Source organism: Thauera sp. K11 (assembly GCF_002354895.1).
In the GTDB taxonomy this organism is placed as follows: domain Bacteria; phylum Pseudomonadota; class Gammaproteobacteria; order Burkholderiales; family Rhodocyclaceae; genus Thauera; species Thauera sinica.
In genome coordinates, this window is sequence record NZ_CP023439.1 from 4454367 (window position 1) to 4467713 (window position 13347).

At 59.1% G+C, this 13347-nt stretch carries 15 protein-coding genes; 4 read left to right on the forward strand and 11 right to left on the reverse strand.

Annotated elements, in window-relative coordinates; genetic code table 11:
* Positions 1-2: 2 nt before the first annotated feature.
* The 5 genes from CCZ27_RS19545 to CCZ27_RS19565 all read right to left on the reverse strand — a co-directional run bounded on the left by CCZ27_RS19545 (position 3) and on the right by CCZ27_RS19565 (position 2668).
* The gene (locus tag CCZ27_RS19545; protein ID WP_096450987.1) at positions 3-581 is read right to left on the reverse strand and encodes a BREX protein BrxB domain-containing protein; all 579 of its coding nucleotides are present in this window, start codon (positions 579-581) and stop codon (positions 3-5) included.
* Entirely contained in the window at positions 578-1357 is a 780-nt protein-coding gene (locus CCZ27_RS19550; RefSeq protein WP_198363194.1) for a BrxA family protein, read from the reverse strand. The genes CCZ27_RS19545 and CCZ27_RS19550 overlap by 4 nt, the downstream gene beginning before the upstream one ends.
* Positions 1357-1941 carry a BrxE family protein gene (locus CCZ27_RS19555; protein WP_096450991.1) on the reverse strand — a complete coding sequence of 195 codons (585 nt, stop codon included), beginning with the start codon at positions 1939-1941 and terminating at the stop codon, positions 1357-1359. The genes CCZ27_RS19550 and CCZ27_RS19555 overlap by 1 nt, the downstream gene beginning before the upstream one ends.
* Positions 1938-2141: a helix-turn-helix domain-containing protein gene (locus CCZ27_RS19560; protein ID WP_096450993.1), complete on the reverse strand. Its 204-nt coding sequence runs from the start codon at positions 2139-2141 to the stop codon at positions 1938-1940. The genes CCZ27_RS19555 and CCZ27_RS19560 overlap by 4 nt, the downstream gene beginning before the upstream one ends.
* Positions 2142-2440: 299 nt before the next feature.
* A complete protein-coding gene (locus CCZ27_RS19565; RefSeq protein ID WP_096450995.1) occupies positions 2441-2668 on the reverse strand; it encodes a helix-turn-helix domain-containing protein in 228 nt (75 codons plus the stop codon).
* Positions 2669-2815: 147 nt separating this feature from the next.
* Here CCZ27_RS19565 and CCZ27_RS19570 point away from each other — a divergent pair, with 147 nt between their 5' ends.
* Positions 2816-3709 (forward strand): DUF2726 domain-containing protein, encoded by an 894-nt coding sequence (locus CCZ27_RS19570; RefSeq protein WP_157748645.1) that lies wholly within the window; start codon positions 2816-2818, stop codon positions 3707-3709.
* 11 nt (positions 3710-3720) lie between these two features.
* On the opposite strand, the gene CCZ27_RS19575 is transcribed toward CCZ27_RS19570, so the two are convergent.
* From CCZ27_RS19575 to CCZ27_RS24785, 3 genes are read right to left on the reverse strand one after another with little or no spacing between them, the layout of a single operon-like run.
* Positions 3721-4281 (reverse strand): hypothetical protein, encoded by a 561-nt coding sequence (locus tag CCZ27_RS19575; protein WP_157748646.1) that lies wholly within the window; start codon positions 4279-4281, stop codon positions 3721-3723.
* A 45-nt stretch (positions 4282-4326) separates the two neighbouring features.
* A complete protein-coding gene (locus CCZ27_RS24070) occupies positions 4327-4662 on the reverse strand; it encodes a hypothetical protein (protein ID WP_198363195.1) in 336 nt (111 codons plus the stop codon).
* On the reverse strand, positions 4623-4967 hold the full coding sequence (locus CCZ27_RS24785; RefSeq protein ID WP_198363196.1) for a helix-turn-helix domain-containing protein: 345 nt from the start codon (positions 4965-4967) through the stop codon (positions 4623-4625). The genes CCZ27_RS24070 and CCZ27_RS24785 overlap by 40 nt, the downstream gene beginning before the upstream one ends.
* 111 nt (positions 4968-5078) lie before the next feature.
* Between CCZ27_RS24785 and CCZ27_RS19585 the strand changes: the two genes are divergently transcribed.
* The 3 genes from CCZ27_RS19585 to istB all read left to right on the forward strand — a co-directional run bounded on the left by CCZ27_RS19585 (position 5079) and on the right by istB (position 7896).
* Positions 5079-5342: a helix-turn-helix domain-containing protein gene (locus CCZ27_RS19585; protein ID WP_157748647.1), complete on the forward strand. Its 264-nt coding sequence runs from the start codon at positions 5079-5081 to the stop codon at positions 5340-5342.
* 233 nt (positions 5343-5575) lie between these two features.
* Positions 5576-7126, forward strand: a complete 1551-nt coding sequence (gene istA, locus CCZ27_RS19590; RefSeq protein ID WP_198363197.1) for an IS21 family transposase — start codon at positions 5576-5578, stop codon at positions 7124-7126.
* Positions 7127-7143: 17 nt separating this feature from the next.
* Positions 7144-7896: an IS21-like element helper ATPase IstB gene (istB, locus tag CCZ27_RS19595; protein ID WP_096451003.1), complete on the forward strand. Its 753-nt coding sequence runs from the start codon at positions 7144-7146 to the stop codon at positions 7894-7896.
* 111 nt (positions 7897-8007) lie between these two features.
* Here istB and CCZ27_RS23720 read toward each other — a convergent pair whose 3' ends face one another.
* Genes CCZ27_RS23720 through hsdR form a run of 3 tightly spaced genes read right to left on the reverse strand, consistent with a single transcriptional unit; the run spans position 8008 to position 13295 of the window.
* Complete coding sequence (locus tag CCZ27_RS23720; protein WP_157748648.1) at positions 8008-8268, reverse strand: DUF1016 N-terminal domain-containing protein; 261 nt, start codon at positions 8266-8268, stop codon at positions 8008-8010.
* A complete protein-coding gene (locus CCZ27_RS19600; RefSeq protein WP_096451005.1) occupies positions 8265-9878 on the reverse strand; it encodes a class I SAM-dependent DNA methyltransferase in 1614 nt (537 codons plus the stop codon). Before CCZ27_RS19600 ends, CCZ27_RS23720 begins: the two co-directional genes overlap by 4 nt.
* A 12-nt stretch (positions 9879-9890) precedes the next feature.
* Positions 9891-13295, reverse strand: coding sequence for a type I restriction-modification system endonuclease (hsdR, locus tag CCZ27_RS19605; protein ID WP_096451007.1), 3405 nt, complete (start codon positions 13293-13295; stop codon positions 9891-9893).
* Positions 13296-13347: the final 52 nt, after the last annotated feature.

Genomic DNA, 13347 nt, shown 5'->3' on the forward strand with positions numbered 1-13347 from the left:
TCCTAGAAGATCTTCGGTCGGTAGTTATGGTCCGCGTCCAGCACGCCCATGAACTTCAGGCCAGCCACCCCGTCGAGCTCACCCGGGTAGAAAAGCACTGCAGGCACGTCTAGCTTCCCCTTGAGCTGTTCGAGCAAGGAGGACGTTCGGTAAAACGGAAATAGCGAGCCGGCACGCACGATGAACACGACGTCACGGAGGGGGTCCGCCTCCTGTGGCATCCGGGCCGCAACCAGATCGTCCAGGGGCCGACGCTCGCTGATCACCTTATGGATGGTGTCCGTCATTTTCTCGGTGCCGGTACGCTTTTCGGCATTTGCGATGCGCGCCGTTGTCAGCCCCTCGGCTGCGAGGGCATCCGCCAAGCATTCAGCCAACGATATCGTCGTGACACGCTTGCCGATTTGTTCCAAGCGCGTGGTGAGCATGGCCAACTCGGCTCGCAGCGGGATTTCCTCTTCCGGGGGGTAATGGAAGATGGCGTAGGGCATGTTGTGGTACGCACTGATGCGCGCCCTCGGATCCATTTCGCGTAGCACCGGTTCGAGGTCCCTCGTGAGGCGTTGCTTCCAGTCGCTCATGCAACCATCTCCCGTGCGTAGTCGCTGACGGAGTTGAATGGCAGCTTGAGCTGCGCAAGCGAACCGGCGACCTCGTAGTGAACCCGGCGAAACTGATGGAGACGGAACAGCTCACGCTCGACGTCGCCCGCGTCCATCAAGAACATCCGCCAATCCGTGCTGTGCACAACCTGGTTTGCATTTGGCTGCAAGTCGATCATCGCGTGAAGTAGATAGAGAAAGGACTCGTCGGGAAGGCGGTATGAGGCGAACTCGCGCGTCACCGTGCCGCGCATGAGGCCAAAATCGACCGCGATGCGGAGTAGCTCTGACGACACCCTCTTCAACGTGCTTTCCTTCCAAGGCTCTGCTACGAGACCCTTTTCGTGGAGACCACGGAGATACGGCCACAGATCGTCAGCTCGAACACGCAGGACACCTTGAGCGAAGCGTTCGTAGAGCCATTCAACGAGAAAGTCACGAAGAAGAAATTCATCGCGTGTCATGTGCCAGAGGAGCAGTGGCTTCCAGAGCTCAAGTGGGCACCCGCGCTGAGCGAGCTCAACCAGAATCCGATCCCGGCCCTCTGGATCGAAACGTCGATGCAGAACCTTGTAGATGTCGACGAGCCAACTCGCACTCTTCGCGCCCACCGAGTTCGTCCGCCGCACGAAATCGAGATTCTTCTCTGGTGACTGAGAGAAGTCCCAGCCCCGGAAAACCGTGTACGTCTCGTCAATCAAGGAGCCCTTGATAATCGTGAACGAGGAGACGACTGACGCGCGGCTGCCACCCATCAGTCATCCATCCGTGCGTAAGGCACAGCCAGTTTGCCCGGTTCTCCGCGAGAGAAGCCGGCTGCAAGCTGGGTAATCAGAGCATCGGTCACCACATGAACGCCGGGCAATGGCACCGCTCGCCCCTCGGCAGACCTGCGCAACTTCGAGACAGCTTCAAGCTCGTTCTCACTTGCCAGACCAAGCGCCTGGATGGTCTCTAGCAGCTCGTTCGGTGCAGATTCGATGGACGCGAAGAAGTCCGCCCAGTCCGCCCGGTCCTCCAGCCATCGGGCCCAACGAGCATCGAACTGATCCTCGATCGCCGGCGGTAGATTCCAGAGCGTGACGCACCCCGGAGGGTCAAAGACCTCTGCACAGCGCGCTCGCGCAACTTCAAAGACAAGCCGGGCCTGAGCAAAGCGATGCGTTCGCGGGAAACCGCGGCTCATCAGGACGGAACCTGCGCGCCCAAGCAGAGCGGTGCGCCGTGCGGAGTCGCCCGTGTTCCACCAACGCGCTGCATCCATTTCGCCATAGCGCGCGACGACGAGTCGCAGCCGAAGCAGGCGATCGAAGTCGATGTTGTGGCTGGCCGTACTCACTCGATCTCCTTGTCGTCAGGCTCTGCCGCTCCGCCTGCCTCAATCCAGGCATCGACCTGCGAGATCTTGAACTTCCACAGGCGACCCACGCGATGCGCAGGGAGGGACTTCGACTCGATCCAGCGATAGACCGTGTCCTTGGCGATCCCGAGATGCCTAGCAACTTCATCCACAGAGACCCAGGGCTCTTGTTCTTGCATTGACCGACTCCAGCAGGGCGAAACGGACAGAAGTCACGTGCGCCGAAGCGGCGCGCCACGGTACCCTATCACGCTCGAACGCAGGCGTTCAAGCGCTGCTGAAATCTGGGAAGATCGTTGAAAGTCGGTTTGAAGAAGCAACGGCCGATCCGCGCTCGCAGCGGCGGCCGACGAAGAACTCGAACACGGGAGTCGGTCACCGGATGCGGGAGAGATGTCTTCACGGGACCCAATCCGTTCATGGCCCAGTGCAACCTCAGCCCGCAGACTGACTCGGCTCACCCGAAGGTTCGATCTGGCTATTCGGGAATGGTGAAGTTCAGCAACTCTGAGGGCGGCAGCCCAAGAGCTTGAGCCAGCCTGCAGATGTTCACCAGAGCGATGTTGCGTTGGCCGCGCTCGACTCCGCCGAGGTAGCTCCGAGCCAGCCCGCTCTCCAGCGCGAGAGACTCCTGTGACCAGCCACGCTGCCTGCGCAGGCTGGCCAAATGCCGGCCGAAGAGAATTCTGGGGTCGTGGGAGTCCAATTGAGGCCGAATGAGTGATTTCGGCCGATGCTAGGTACCAGCATCCTATGGGGCCACGCGCTATGAGTGACAATCGGCGCGCCGAACCCTACTATCTGTTCTCAGACAATCAGACGTGACCAGACTGTGGGCTCGAAATACAGCGGATTGCCGATCAAGCAGTTACGCGATCACCTGCACAAGCGAGAGCATGAGGCCTTCCTGTCTGCCTTCAAGACTCCCAGCCTCCTTGCCCTTGCGAGCGGGGACAACTACGTCAAGGCGCTTGGGGGTGAGGCACTTTGCCTACTTCTTGAGGAGGAGGCCGAGCCACCAGAACATCTCTTGAGTGGCTATGAAGCACTTCTACTCGATGGGGCGCTACTCGTTCCCTGCAGTGTTGTTCTCGATTTGGCGACACGCCTGCAGTCCAAGGCCCTCAAGTTGCTTGGTGAACGCCTTCGCTTGCTCGAGAACCGTCTTTCTCGCGCACAACCCCGCGAGCCTGTTCGCAGCGCGCGAACCGAGAACCTGAAAGGCCCAATTATCGAAGTACGTCGCTTCGTCCAGAGCACCTTCATGGAGTTTACGCCTCGTACTGCAGCCGAGACTTTGGGGATGCGTAAGTCGATTTTCCGCAGCGAACAAGAGCGTGCCTTTCTGAAGGCGCTGTCGTTGCGCTTTCCGGCACTCCTGGCTCTTCCAAATTATCCTCTCGATCAGGTCGCTGAGCTTTCGAGTCTGCGCAAGCCGCTTGGAGAAAAGGTGTGGTCGTACGGTAAGCATTGCCGTATCGACGCCCTTCTTGTTTTGCCGGATGAGGGCAGCCCAGTCGCAGCGTTCGAGTTGGACAGCAGCTACCACGATCAACCCAAGATTCGCCTACGCGACGAGATGAAGGACGCGATATTCCGCCTGCTCGGGATGCCATTCTTCCGGCTTCGCATCCAGTCGCCACATTCGGCTACGAGCGACGAGTGGTACGCCATCCTGACGGACGAAGTCGTGCCGCGACTGGATCTTGGTCAACGCCTGTTTTGCAGGGCCACCTCATTCGGATAGGGCCCTTGCCGTTACTCCCTGGGGGCTGGACGGAACTCGATCGCGCCTGATCGCTTCAACGTGTTCCATGGAGCGATATGGCACTTGAAAAGAAGCGAAGCACCCGCAAACCAAAGTATCGCGACAAGCGTCTGTCCCAGCCCCTGCTTCCATTCTGGCGCTCCGGAAAAGGCTACCTGGAAGATCATCCCGACGCAGAGAATGCTGAACAAAGTGATCTGAATCCAGCCAGCTATCGGCATCAAACGGCTGGGATCAATAGTTACACCCATCCGCGAGATACGGAGGTGGCCAGCACGCTTGAGCCACCGAATGTCGCCATCTGACAGTTCATACTTCTCGCGCAGTTCGATCACCTGCTGGCGAACAGGTGGCGTTGCCTCGAATCCAAAACGGTAGCGGAACATTCTGCCGTTGCTCTCGGCGATATCATCCAGTTCCTCTTCGGAGGTCGTCGCGAGCACCATCCTGATGTTCCGTGGCATGAAGTACTCGTTGTAGTCGCGTCCCGCATTGCGTTGGAGCTTCGCCAGGTTGAGTTGCATTTTTGGGGCGTCTTGTGCGGGCTTCATGCGGGATTCTCCATGCCAGGGTTGAACATCGTTTTCCGTAACTCGTCAGCGCCCGTGATGATCTCTGCCAGCATTGCGCTGGTTGGTGCCTATATTGATCTGGATAGTGGCGCCGGAGGCCTTGGCTAGCGAGGCGATCTTGTCTATTGGCTTGCGCGCTTCGAAATGGGCTACGGCCGCAGCCAGCAGGTTGCGTTGCTGAGCAGCCGGGTCAGTTGTCCACAGGTGACCGTTATATAGTTCCGTGACCAACTCGAAGTCGTCACCGCTAGCGCAAAGCTGATCGAGGAAGGCGCCCAGTGTGGGATCGGCAGTTGCCTCCTCCAGTCGGCCATCCCGGATCAATAGCAGCAAAGCCTTGGCTGTCGGGTTGTCATCCACCACCGCGGCACGGGCCACCGCAACCTGAAGGCGGATGGCGCGCAGCAGGTCCAGATTGATACCAGCCCCCCGAGCATCGTCCCGTCCCCCGATAACAACCAGTCGGTGCTGATCCCGAACGTCTGCTTGATGCCGAAGAGGAATTCTGCTCCGGGTCTCTTCACACCACGCACGACGTCGCTTATGAAGCCCGGCGACGCACCCACCTGGCGAGCAAACTCGGACTGACTGATCGCGAGATGAAGAATGGCGAGCGACAGACGCGCGCCGAGACCATCAAGGCCATCGGAAGTAGGTGCAGCCATGTGTTGCCTATCAATTCTCAGTAGGAGTATATTTGTCGCTATCGCGTATATATGCGCTAACTATTAATGATAGGTTACTCCGGTCGCGGGTGGCCTGTCACGGCCTGCCCGATGGATGCCATCGATATCTCTTACCGCCTAAAACGTCTCGGGAAGACCCAGAGCCAGATAGCGCGCGAGCTCGGAGTTCGTCAGGGGGTCGTCAGTAATGTCATCCATAACCGTGCTACGGCCCACGGCGTAGCGAGCTATATCGCCGATCTGCTCGAGATGCGAGTAGAGGACCTCTGGCCGGAGCGCTACCGTTTCAAGCCACGCGTGCCGGCACGGCGAGCGCTGATCCCCGAGACTAACTCTGATGGGGAGGTGCCCTGATGAACTGACGCTCGAGCAGATTCGAGGCTAGGAAAAGCAAAAGGGCCTGGAGCGCGAACTCCAGACCCTTTCAGAACTTCTATGCAACTGCTGCGCATAGATTCTGCGATTCCTCTGGCTGGCCTGTCAAGGCTGGCGGCCTTTCATCCTTGTTTCCAATAGCCAATCTCGTTGCCACCCAAGGGGTGGCACGGGGTGGCATTACCTGGAGAAACAGCCGCTTATGCGCTTGCGTGGCGGACATCATCATGGCCAACAGGAGAATTGCCATGCGCAAAATACGGCAGGTGTTACGACTTGCCCTCGACGCCGGCGTGAGCCGGCGGAGCATTTCCAGGAGCCTCGGGCTTAGCAGAGATGTAGTCACTGACTACTTGACTCGGGCAGCCGCCGCAGGGCTCACGTGGCCGCTGCCGCCTGATCTCGATGATGCTCAGCTTGAGGACCGCTTATTTCCACCTCTTGCCGTCAATCTTCACAGAAAGCCTGAGCCAGATTGGTCGGTGATCCATCAGGAGATGAAGCGCAAGGGCGCGACACTCCAGGTCTTGCATGAAGAGTTCCTAGCGGACCAGCCAAACGGGATCGGCTACAGCTTGTTTTGTGAACGTTACCGGGACTGGACAAAGGGGCTTAAGGGGTACTTGAGGCAAGTTCACATCGCCGGTGAGCGGGTGTTCGTCGATTATGCGGGACCGACAATCGGCATTCGGAATCCGGAAACAGGCGAGGTCCTAAACGCCCAGATCTTTGTAGGGATCCTTGGCGCATCAAATTATACGTACGCCGAGGCGCACTGGAGCCAGCAGATACCCGATTGGATCTCAGCGCACGTGCGGATGCTTGAATTTTTCGGTGGCGCACCCGAGGTCATCGTTTGCGATAACTTGAAATCGGCGGTGACCAAGGCGAGCCGCAGCGAACCAAAACTTCATCCGATCTATCAGCACTTGGCTGACCACTATGGGCTACTGATTATCCCAGCAAGAGCGCGTAAGCCGAAGGATAAGGCGAAGGTCGAGAATGCAGTGCTCGTGGTTGAGCGCTGGATCCTATTCCGGCTGCGCAAACGAGTGTTCTCATCGCTTGCAGAACTCAACGCAGCAATCATCGCACTACTCGACGATCTGAATGACCGGCCATTTCAGAAGATCTCTGGATCACGGCGCAGCCAGTTTGAGGCTATTGACAGTCCGGCCCTCAAGGCGCTGCCGACAACAGCCTTCGAGTACACCGAGTTTCGCAAGGTGGTGGTCGGACTAGATGGCTGCTTCGACGTCGATGGCAGTTTCTATAGCGTGCCCTACAGGTTATGCCGAAAACCGGTCGAACTACGCATCACGGCCAACCTCATTGAGGTTCTCCATCAAGGCCGACGTGTTGCAAGCCACGAGCGCACGGCCAGTAAGGACCCTGTGATCGACCCGCAGCACCTGCGCCCTAATGATCGCTATTTTGGAATGTGGGCTGCTGATCAAGAACTGGCGTGGGCGGCCACCGTCGGCTCGAAAACAAAGGAATTCCTTGGACAATTGCTCGTTGGCATCAAAGTCAAGGAGCAAGGCTACCGCGCTGCAGGTGCATTAAAAAGGATAGAAAAAGAGTATGGAGCTGAGCGCCTAGAGGCTGCCTGTAGTCGCGCTCTGGACATCGGCGCCCGGTCGCTCACCAGTGTACGCTCCATTCTAAATACAGGTCTGGATCGCCAGAAAGTGCCCGAGAAGGACATCCAAGAGGCCGCTTTCCATCACCCCAATGTACGCGGGTCTGGCTATTACCACTGAACTGCAGAGATAGAATCATGATGACAAACGAGACTCTCCGGAAATTAAACGAAATGAAGCTATTTGGGATGGCCAAGGGCTTCGAGGAACAACTCTCCAGCACGATGACTGGCCCGCTGAGCTTCGAGGAGCGGCTCGGTCTCTTAGTCGACCAAGAGGTTACCTGGCGTGAGAATCGTCGACTTCAGCGTCTGTTGCAGCTTGCCAAGCTACGCGAAAGCGCCTGTGTCGAGGACATTGACTATCGGCCTGGGCGTGGGCTTGAGCGCTCTGAAATCGCGTCGCTAGCACTATGTAACTGGATCCGACACGGACACAACTTGATTATCACCGGCCCCACCGGCGGGGGCAAAACTTGGCTTGCCTGCGCAGTGGGCAACCAAGCATGCCGACACGGATTGTCGGTGAATTTCCAGCGCCTACCACTGCTGGTTGAGGACTTGGCTGTATCACACGGCGACGGAAGCTTCCGCAGACGGCTGCAGCAGTTGGCCAAGGTTGATCTTTTGATCCTTGACGACTTTGGAATGGCAGCTATGAACGCCGTGGGACGGAATGACTTGCTTGAGGTAATTGAGTGCAGAAATGGTACGCGTTCAACATTGATAACGAGCCAGTTGCCAGTGGACCGATGGCATGACTACTTGAGCGGCGGCAACCCCACCGTCGCCGATGCGATTCTGGACAGGTTGGTAAGCGGGTCATATCGCCTTGAGCTCAAAGGGGAGTCTATGCGGAAGCAACGCAGCAAGAAGCTGGCCAACGCCTGATCCTCGCATCAACCAACATCGACCCGCCCCGTGGCGGGTTTACTTTGGAAGCGATGGCCGACTTTGGAGTGGAACGATTGGTAGGGTTTCGAGTGGAAGTTATGGTGGGTTTCAACCGGAATGGCTGGTAGGGTTTGGGTCAGATTGCGTGGTGGTATTGGGGTGAATTACGCACTGATCGAGCAACGCGGTGCCGTAGCTGGCTCGTTCGCCACCCAGTACCTCGGCATCCAGCCGCTGCCCAATGGTCCAGTACAGGCGCGTCAGCTCCGCATTCACGGCGCCGGCCAGACGCTGGCGGCTGCTGGCGATGAGTGCACGCAGCTCGGCGTGCAGGCTGCCGGCCGCAGTGATCGCAGGCACTTGGCTCATGCCGGCGTTCCCTGTGCGGTGTCTTCGGCGTCAGGGCTTGCCGCGTCGTCCGGTAGCAGTTCTTCCAGTTCGGCGTCTGGATCTTCGCCCAGCGCTTCCACCAAGGCGCGCAGCTCGGCCAGCGCGGCCTGCATCTCGCGCATGGCCAGGCGGGCCAGCATGGCGGGTTCTTCGCCCTGCTGCTGCGCGGTGTCGGCACTGTCGTCCTTGAGCCAGGCCAGATCCAGATTGTCGCCGCGCGTGGCGATCTGCTCGCGGGTGAACTTGCGCCAGCGGCCGGTTTCGCCCGTGTCCACACGCTGCGCCAGCGCCTCCAGGCCACCTTTGGGATCGGGGCCGAATACGTCTTCAAACTTGTCGCGCGGCACGCTGGCCGATGCATCGGCCGGAGTGCGGAAGTAGTCGCGTGTGAACGGGGTGCGCTTGCCGAACTGAGGCATGTTGGCACGCATGTCGTACACCCACACTTCTTTGGTGTTGCCCTTGTCGGTCTTTTCACCCTTGGAGAAGAAGAGCACGTTGGTCTTGACGCCCTGAGCGTAGAAGATGCCCGTGGGCAGGCGCAGGATGGTGTGCAGGTTGCACTTGTCCATCAGGTCGCGGCGGATGCTGGTGCCTACATTGCTTTCGAACAGCACGTTGTCGGGTAGCACCACGGCCGCGCGGCCGCCCGGTGCCAGGTTGCGGTAGATATGCTGCAGAAAGGCGAACTGCTTGTTGCTGGTCTCGAAGGTGAGGTCGGTGCGCGTGGGCAGGCCGCCACCTTTCTTGGTGCCAAAAGGCGGGTTGGAGAGGATGAGCGTGGCGGCAGGAAGCCGTGTGCCTTCTTCGCCCAGGGTGTCTCCATAGGCCACGCCGCCCTCGATGCCGTGCAGCAGCATGTTCATCAAGGCCAGGCGGTGCGTATCCTGCACCAGCTCCATGCCATGGAAAGTGCCGTGGCGGTAGCGGCGCTGGGCGGCTTCGTCCAGGCTGTCGAAATCGTTGGTGGCACGCAAGTAGTTGTTGGCCGCGATCAGGAAACCGCAGGTACCCGCCGCCGGATCCTGGATCACGTCGCGCAACTGCGGCTTCATCACGGCCACGATGCTGTCGATCAGATGGCGGGGGGTGAAGTATTGGCCTGCCCCACTCTTCTTCTCGGTGGCATTGCGTTCCAGCAGGTCTTCGTACAGGTCGCCGAGATCGTCGCGCTGTACGCTGTACCAGTCGAGCGCGTCGATGTCGGTCACCAGCTTGCTGAGTGTGGCGGGCTTGGTAATGAAGGTATTGGCGTTGGCGTAGATCTGCAAGACCGAGCCCTGACCGTGCAAGCCGTAGTCCAGCAGCATTTCCTTGTAGATATCCAGGCGGTCCGGCGCGGGGGCATTCAACAAATCGTCCCAGCGGATGCCGTCCTGCTCGACCTTGGGCGCGCCCTTTTTGCGTTCAATGGGCTTCCAGACCTTGAGCCGGTTTTCTTGGCCTGTCTCTTTCATCATCTTGAGAAAGAGCAGATAGGTCAGTTCACTCAGATATTGGTGATAGGTGACACCATCGTCACGCAGCACATGGCACAGCGACCAGAGTTTGGCGCCGATGTCGTGTGCGACTTGCGGGGTTCTTGCCATGAGGTTTCCGTATCAGGCACTTTGGGCAGGCTGCGCCCAGAGTGCATCGTTGAAAGCATCCAGCACGGGCTGGAGCTGACCGTTGAAGAGTTTGTCCAGGCGGGTGAAGCCGCCGCCTTCGCGCTTGAAGAGCAGGTCGGGATCGTCCAGCGCTTCGCGATCCACCAACAGATTGGCCTTGGTCTGCGCGGCGATGCGCTTGAGCCAGTCGCGCTGCGGGTTGGTCCAAGGTTTGCCGCCGGGCGGATTGGCGAGCAGCGCCTGCAGCGCGTGATCCACGCGTTCGCTGTAGGGTAGCAAGGCGTCACCCAGCGCCGCCTGGCGAATGTAGCCGACGATGCGGGCAGCGATGTCCTGATTGCTCATCTCGCGCCAGGCGGTGGCCAGACGTGCTTCGCTGAAGCCGGCCTGATCCAGTGCGAGGATCAATTCCTTGAGTTGCTTGCGTGTGAGGTCTCGCGGCTTGGTCAGCACAGTGATCAAAGCTGGCAGCTCGTTGCCATGGCTGTTGATGAAGGCCTTGAATTCATCCAGATAGTCTTGCGGCTTGCTGGCCTTGCCGTAGCCGCGCTCGGCACGCAGGAATTCATCTGGGTGATCGGACACGTACACAGGCTGGCCATTGCCCGCGGATTGGCGGTCGAGGATTTCGCCAAGATCGGGGTTCTGGGTGAACCATGCGGCGACCTCGGCCAAGCTCAATGCCTTGAGCTTTTTGATGAAGGCATCCGGGCTCATGCCGGCCTTGGTCTCGAAGTCCTGGGCCGCCTGTCCCTTGAGGTGGCGTTTCTTGACCTGCAGCTTGGCCAGGAATTGTTCGCGCAGCAGTTCACGCGCCTCGTCCGATTGCACTTGGGTGAGCTCGTGCTCGAGCTGCTTGAACGAGATCTTCGGGTTGACCACTACGGGCTTCATCTCGGTCATGTTGCCGATGGCTTCGAAAATGCGCACGGCATCGAAGACCCGGAAGGTGTCCTTGGCCTCACCGTCGAACTCGCACAGACGCGTGGCGCGGCCAAGCATCTGGTCGAACAGGATGCGGCTGTTGACCTGCCGCAGGAACACTAGGTTGCAGATCTCCGGAACATCGATCCCAGTGGTGAGCAGATCGACGGTGACTGCGACATTGGGCAGGCGCTCGTTTTTGAAGCGGCGGATCAGTTCCAGCGGCTTGTCGGCATTGCCGGTGATCTTGATGACGGCATCGTCTTCCACGCTGCCATACTGGGTTTCGAGCGCGGCCTTGAGCACATCCACCACCATGTCGGCATGGTCACTGCTGACGCAGAAAATCAAGGTCTTACGCCGCCCGCTGGGGTCAATTTCCTGGGCCAGATAACTGCACACCGCCTCGTTGAACGGTCGCGTGATCACCTTGCGATTGAAGTCTTCGACCTTGAGCGTGATTTCATCCGGCGCCTTAAACAGGTCGATTTGACTGAGCTGGGCGTTATAGACCTTGACCTCTTCACCGACCTTCCAGGTCATGCCTTGTTCGGTGAGTTGTGTGTGAATCTGAATAGGGGGCTCGTAATCGACCAGGTAGCCGTCTACCACCGCCTCGCGGTAGCTGTAGCTGTAAGCAGGGGGACCGAAGATTTCGGTGGTATGCAGCGCGGGCGTGGCGGTCAGGCCGATCTTGACGGCATCGAAGTAGTCCAGCACTCGGCGATACTTGGAAATGTAGTCGTCAAAGCCCCGGAAACTGAGTTCCGTGTCCGACATTTCGCGGTCGAGCGTGTAGCCGCGGTGGCATTCATCGATGACGATGCAGTCATACTGGTCCACCGTCGGTGGAGCCACGCCTTCGGCCGGAAACAACACGCGCCGCATCATGCCCTGAACGGTAGCGATGTGCACGGCCGTATCGGCGTCAGGCGCTTGAACGTCCAGTTCCTTGATGCCGAAGGTGTCGGCAAAGGTTTGCAGACGCTCCATGCGTGTGTCCTTGAAGGCGTTGGCCGCCTGCTCTCCCAGGGCGGATCGATCCACCAGAAAGAGAATGCGGCGAAAGCGCTGGGCCTTCAGCAAACGATAGATGAGTGCGATGCAGGTCTTGGTCTTGCCGGTGCCCGTCGCCATGGCCAGCAGGATGTCGCGCTGGCCTTGGGCGATCCGGATTTCCGTTTCCCGGATGGCCTCTTGCTGGTAGTAACGCAGCGGGAAGCCGTAATCGAAAGGCGTGTTGTCCAGCGCTGCATGGGCCCTGCTCTCATCCTGGCGCAGGAGTGCTTGCAGGCCTTCTGGCGAGTACCAGCCATCCAGGGCCGTGCTGCGATTCTGAGGAAGACGAAGATCGCAGAACCAGATACCGCTCTTGGTGGCCAGTTGCCGAAGGTAGGGACGGCCATTGGTGGCAAACACGAAGGGAACGCGGAACTCCGCTTGGGCGCCCCAGTTCCGCGCATGCAGCTGCGTTTCCACACTGGGCGAGAAGCTACGGCTGTAGCGTTTGCTCTGCTGGAGATCCGCCGAGACATCCTTGCTGGCACGCTTGGCTTCGACCACCGCCATGGGCACCAGACCTTGGAACAGGGCATAGTCGGCCGAGTAGCCGTCGCATGGCCATTCGGCGATGGCCAGATTGCGCCCTTTCACCGGGCGAGCCCCTCGGCTGTATCGAAGCGTCTCGGTGTCGGCTTCCCAGCCAGCCTGACGCAATTGCGCGTCGATGATGCGGCGGGTTTGTGACTCATCCAGTTCGACCAGCGTGGCAGCCTTGTTGGCGGAGGCGACCAGGCTGGCCAAGCTGCCAGAAGGTGCAGCCAGGGCCAGAGTCTGCAAGTTCGCCAATTGCACGGCCAGTTCGGCCTTGGCCCGGTCAGACTCGGTAGCGATCTGTTCCCATACGTCGCGTTCTTCACTGAGGGCAGTCAGTTGCGTTTGTACCGCTTCCAGCGCCGAAGTGGCTTGCTCATGCTTGGTCTGATATTCCGAGGCTGCCTGCCGCAGCTTGGCCAATTCCTGCTGCAACTCCTGTGACTCATTTTCAGGAGGGGCAGGCGGCACAAATGGGCCTGACCGGTATTCAGGCTGCTTGAAGGTACGATGAAACCAGAGACTCAATTGCCAGGACAGCTTGAGCGTCGCCAGCGCCTTGGCATGGTCACCTGCCAGCGCATGGTTGGCGGCGTTGCCCGTGACACGAATTTGATCAAAGACTTGCTTGATCTCGCGAGGGAGCAGATTTTCGCTCGATAGCCGACGGATCAGCTCATACTGACTTTCCTCTTGCGTGGCGAACAGCCCGCCACGAGCGGCCAGCGACTGCGCCAGCAGTTCCGCGAACTGCCTGAGCTTGAGCAGGCTAGTGTTGGGGTCTTCAGCAAAATATCGTTCGGCCAGCGCACCAAGGCGCCACAATTGAGGCTCGTAAGCCTTCAGCATGTCGAAGTTCGAGCGGATATTCTGCTGCATTTCTACCCCCTATTTGTCCGTTCGTTCTTCGTGTTGGTTACCACGCGGCACA

Bases quoted from the DNA above. Each gene is read 5' to 3' on its own strand.
- CCZ27_RS19545 (WP_096450987.1), bottom strand. From the start codon at position 581: ATGAGCGACTGGAAGCAACGCCTCACGAGGGACCTCGAACCGGTGCTA.
- CCZ27_RS19550 (WP_198363194.1), bottom strand. From the start codon at position 1,357: ATGGGTGGCAGCCGCGCGTCAGTCGTCTCCTCGTTCACGATTATCAAG.
- CCZ27_RS19560 (WP_096450993.1), bottom strand. From the start codon at position 2,141: ATGCAAGAACAAGAGCCCTGGGTCTCTGTGGATGAAGTTGCTAGGCAT.
- CCZ27_RS19575 (WP_157748646.1), bottom strand. From the start codon at position 4,281: ATGAAGCCCGCACAAGACGCCCCAAAAATGCAACTCAACCTGGCGAAG.
- CCZ27_RS24785 (WP_198363196.1), bottom strand. From the start codon at position 4,967: ATGGCTGCACCTACTTCCGATGGCCTTGATGGTCTCGGCGCGCGTCTG.
- CCZ27_RS19585 (WP_157748647.1), top strand. From the start codon at position 5,079: ATGGATGCCATCGATATCTCTTACCGCCTAAAACGTCTCGGGAAGACC.
- istB (WP_096451003.1), top strand. From the start codon at position 7,144: ATGATGACAAACGAGACTCTCCGGAAATTAAACGAAATGAAGCTATTT.
- CCZ27_RS23720 (WP_157748648.1), bottom strand. From the start codon at position 8,268: ATGAGCCAAGTGCCTGCGATCACTGCGGCCGGCAGCCTGCACGCCGAG.
- CCZ27_RS19600 (WP_096451005.1), bottom strand. From the start codon at position 9,878: ATGGCAAGAACCCCGCAAGTCGCACACGACATCGGCGCCAAACTCTGG.
- hsdR (WP_096451007.1), bottom strand. From the start codon at position 13,295: ATGCAGCAGAATATCCGCTCGAACTTCGACATGCTGAAGGCTTACGAG.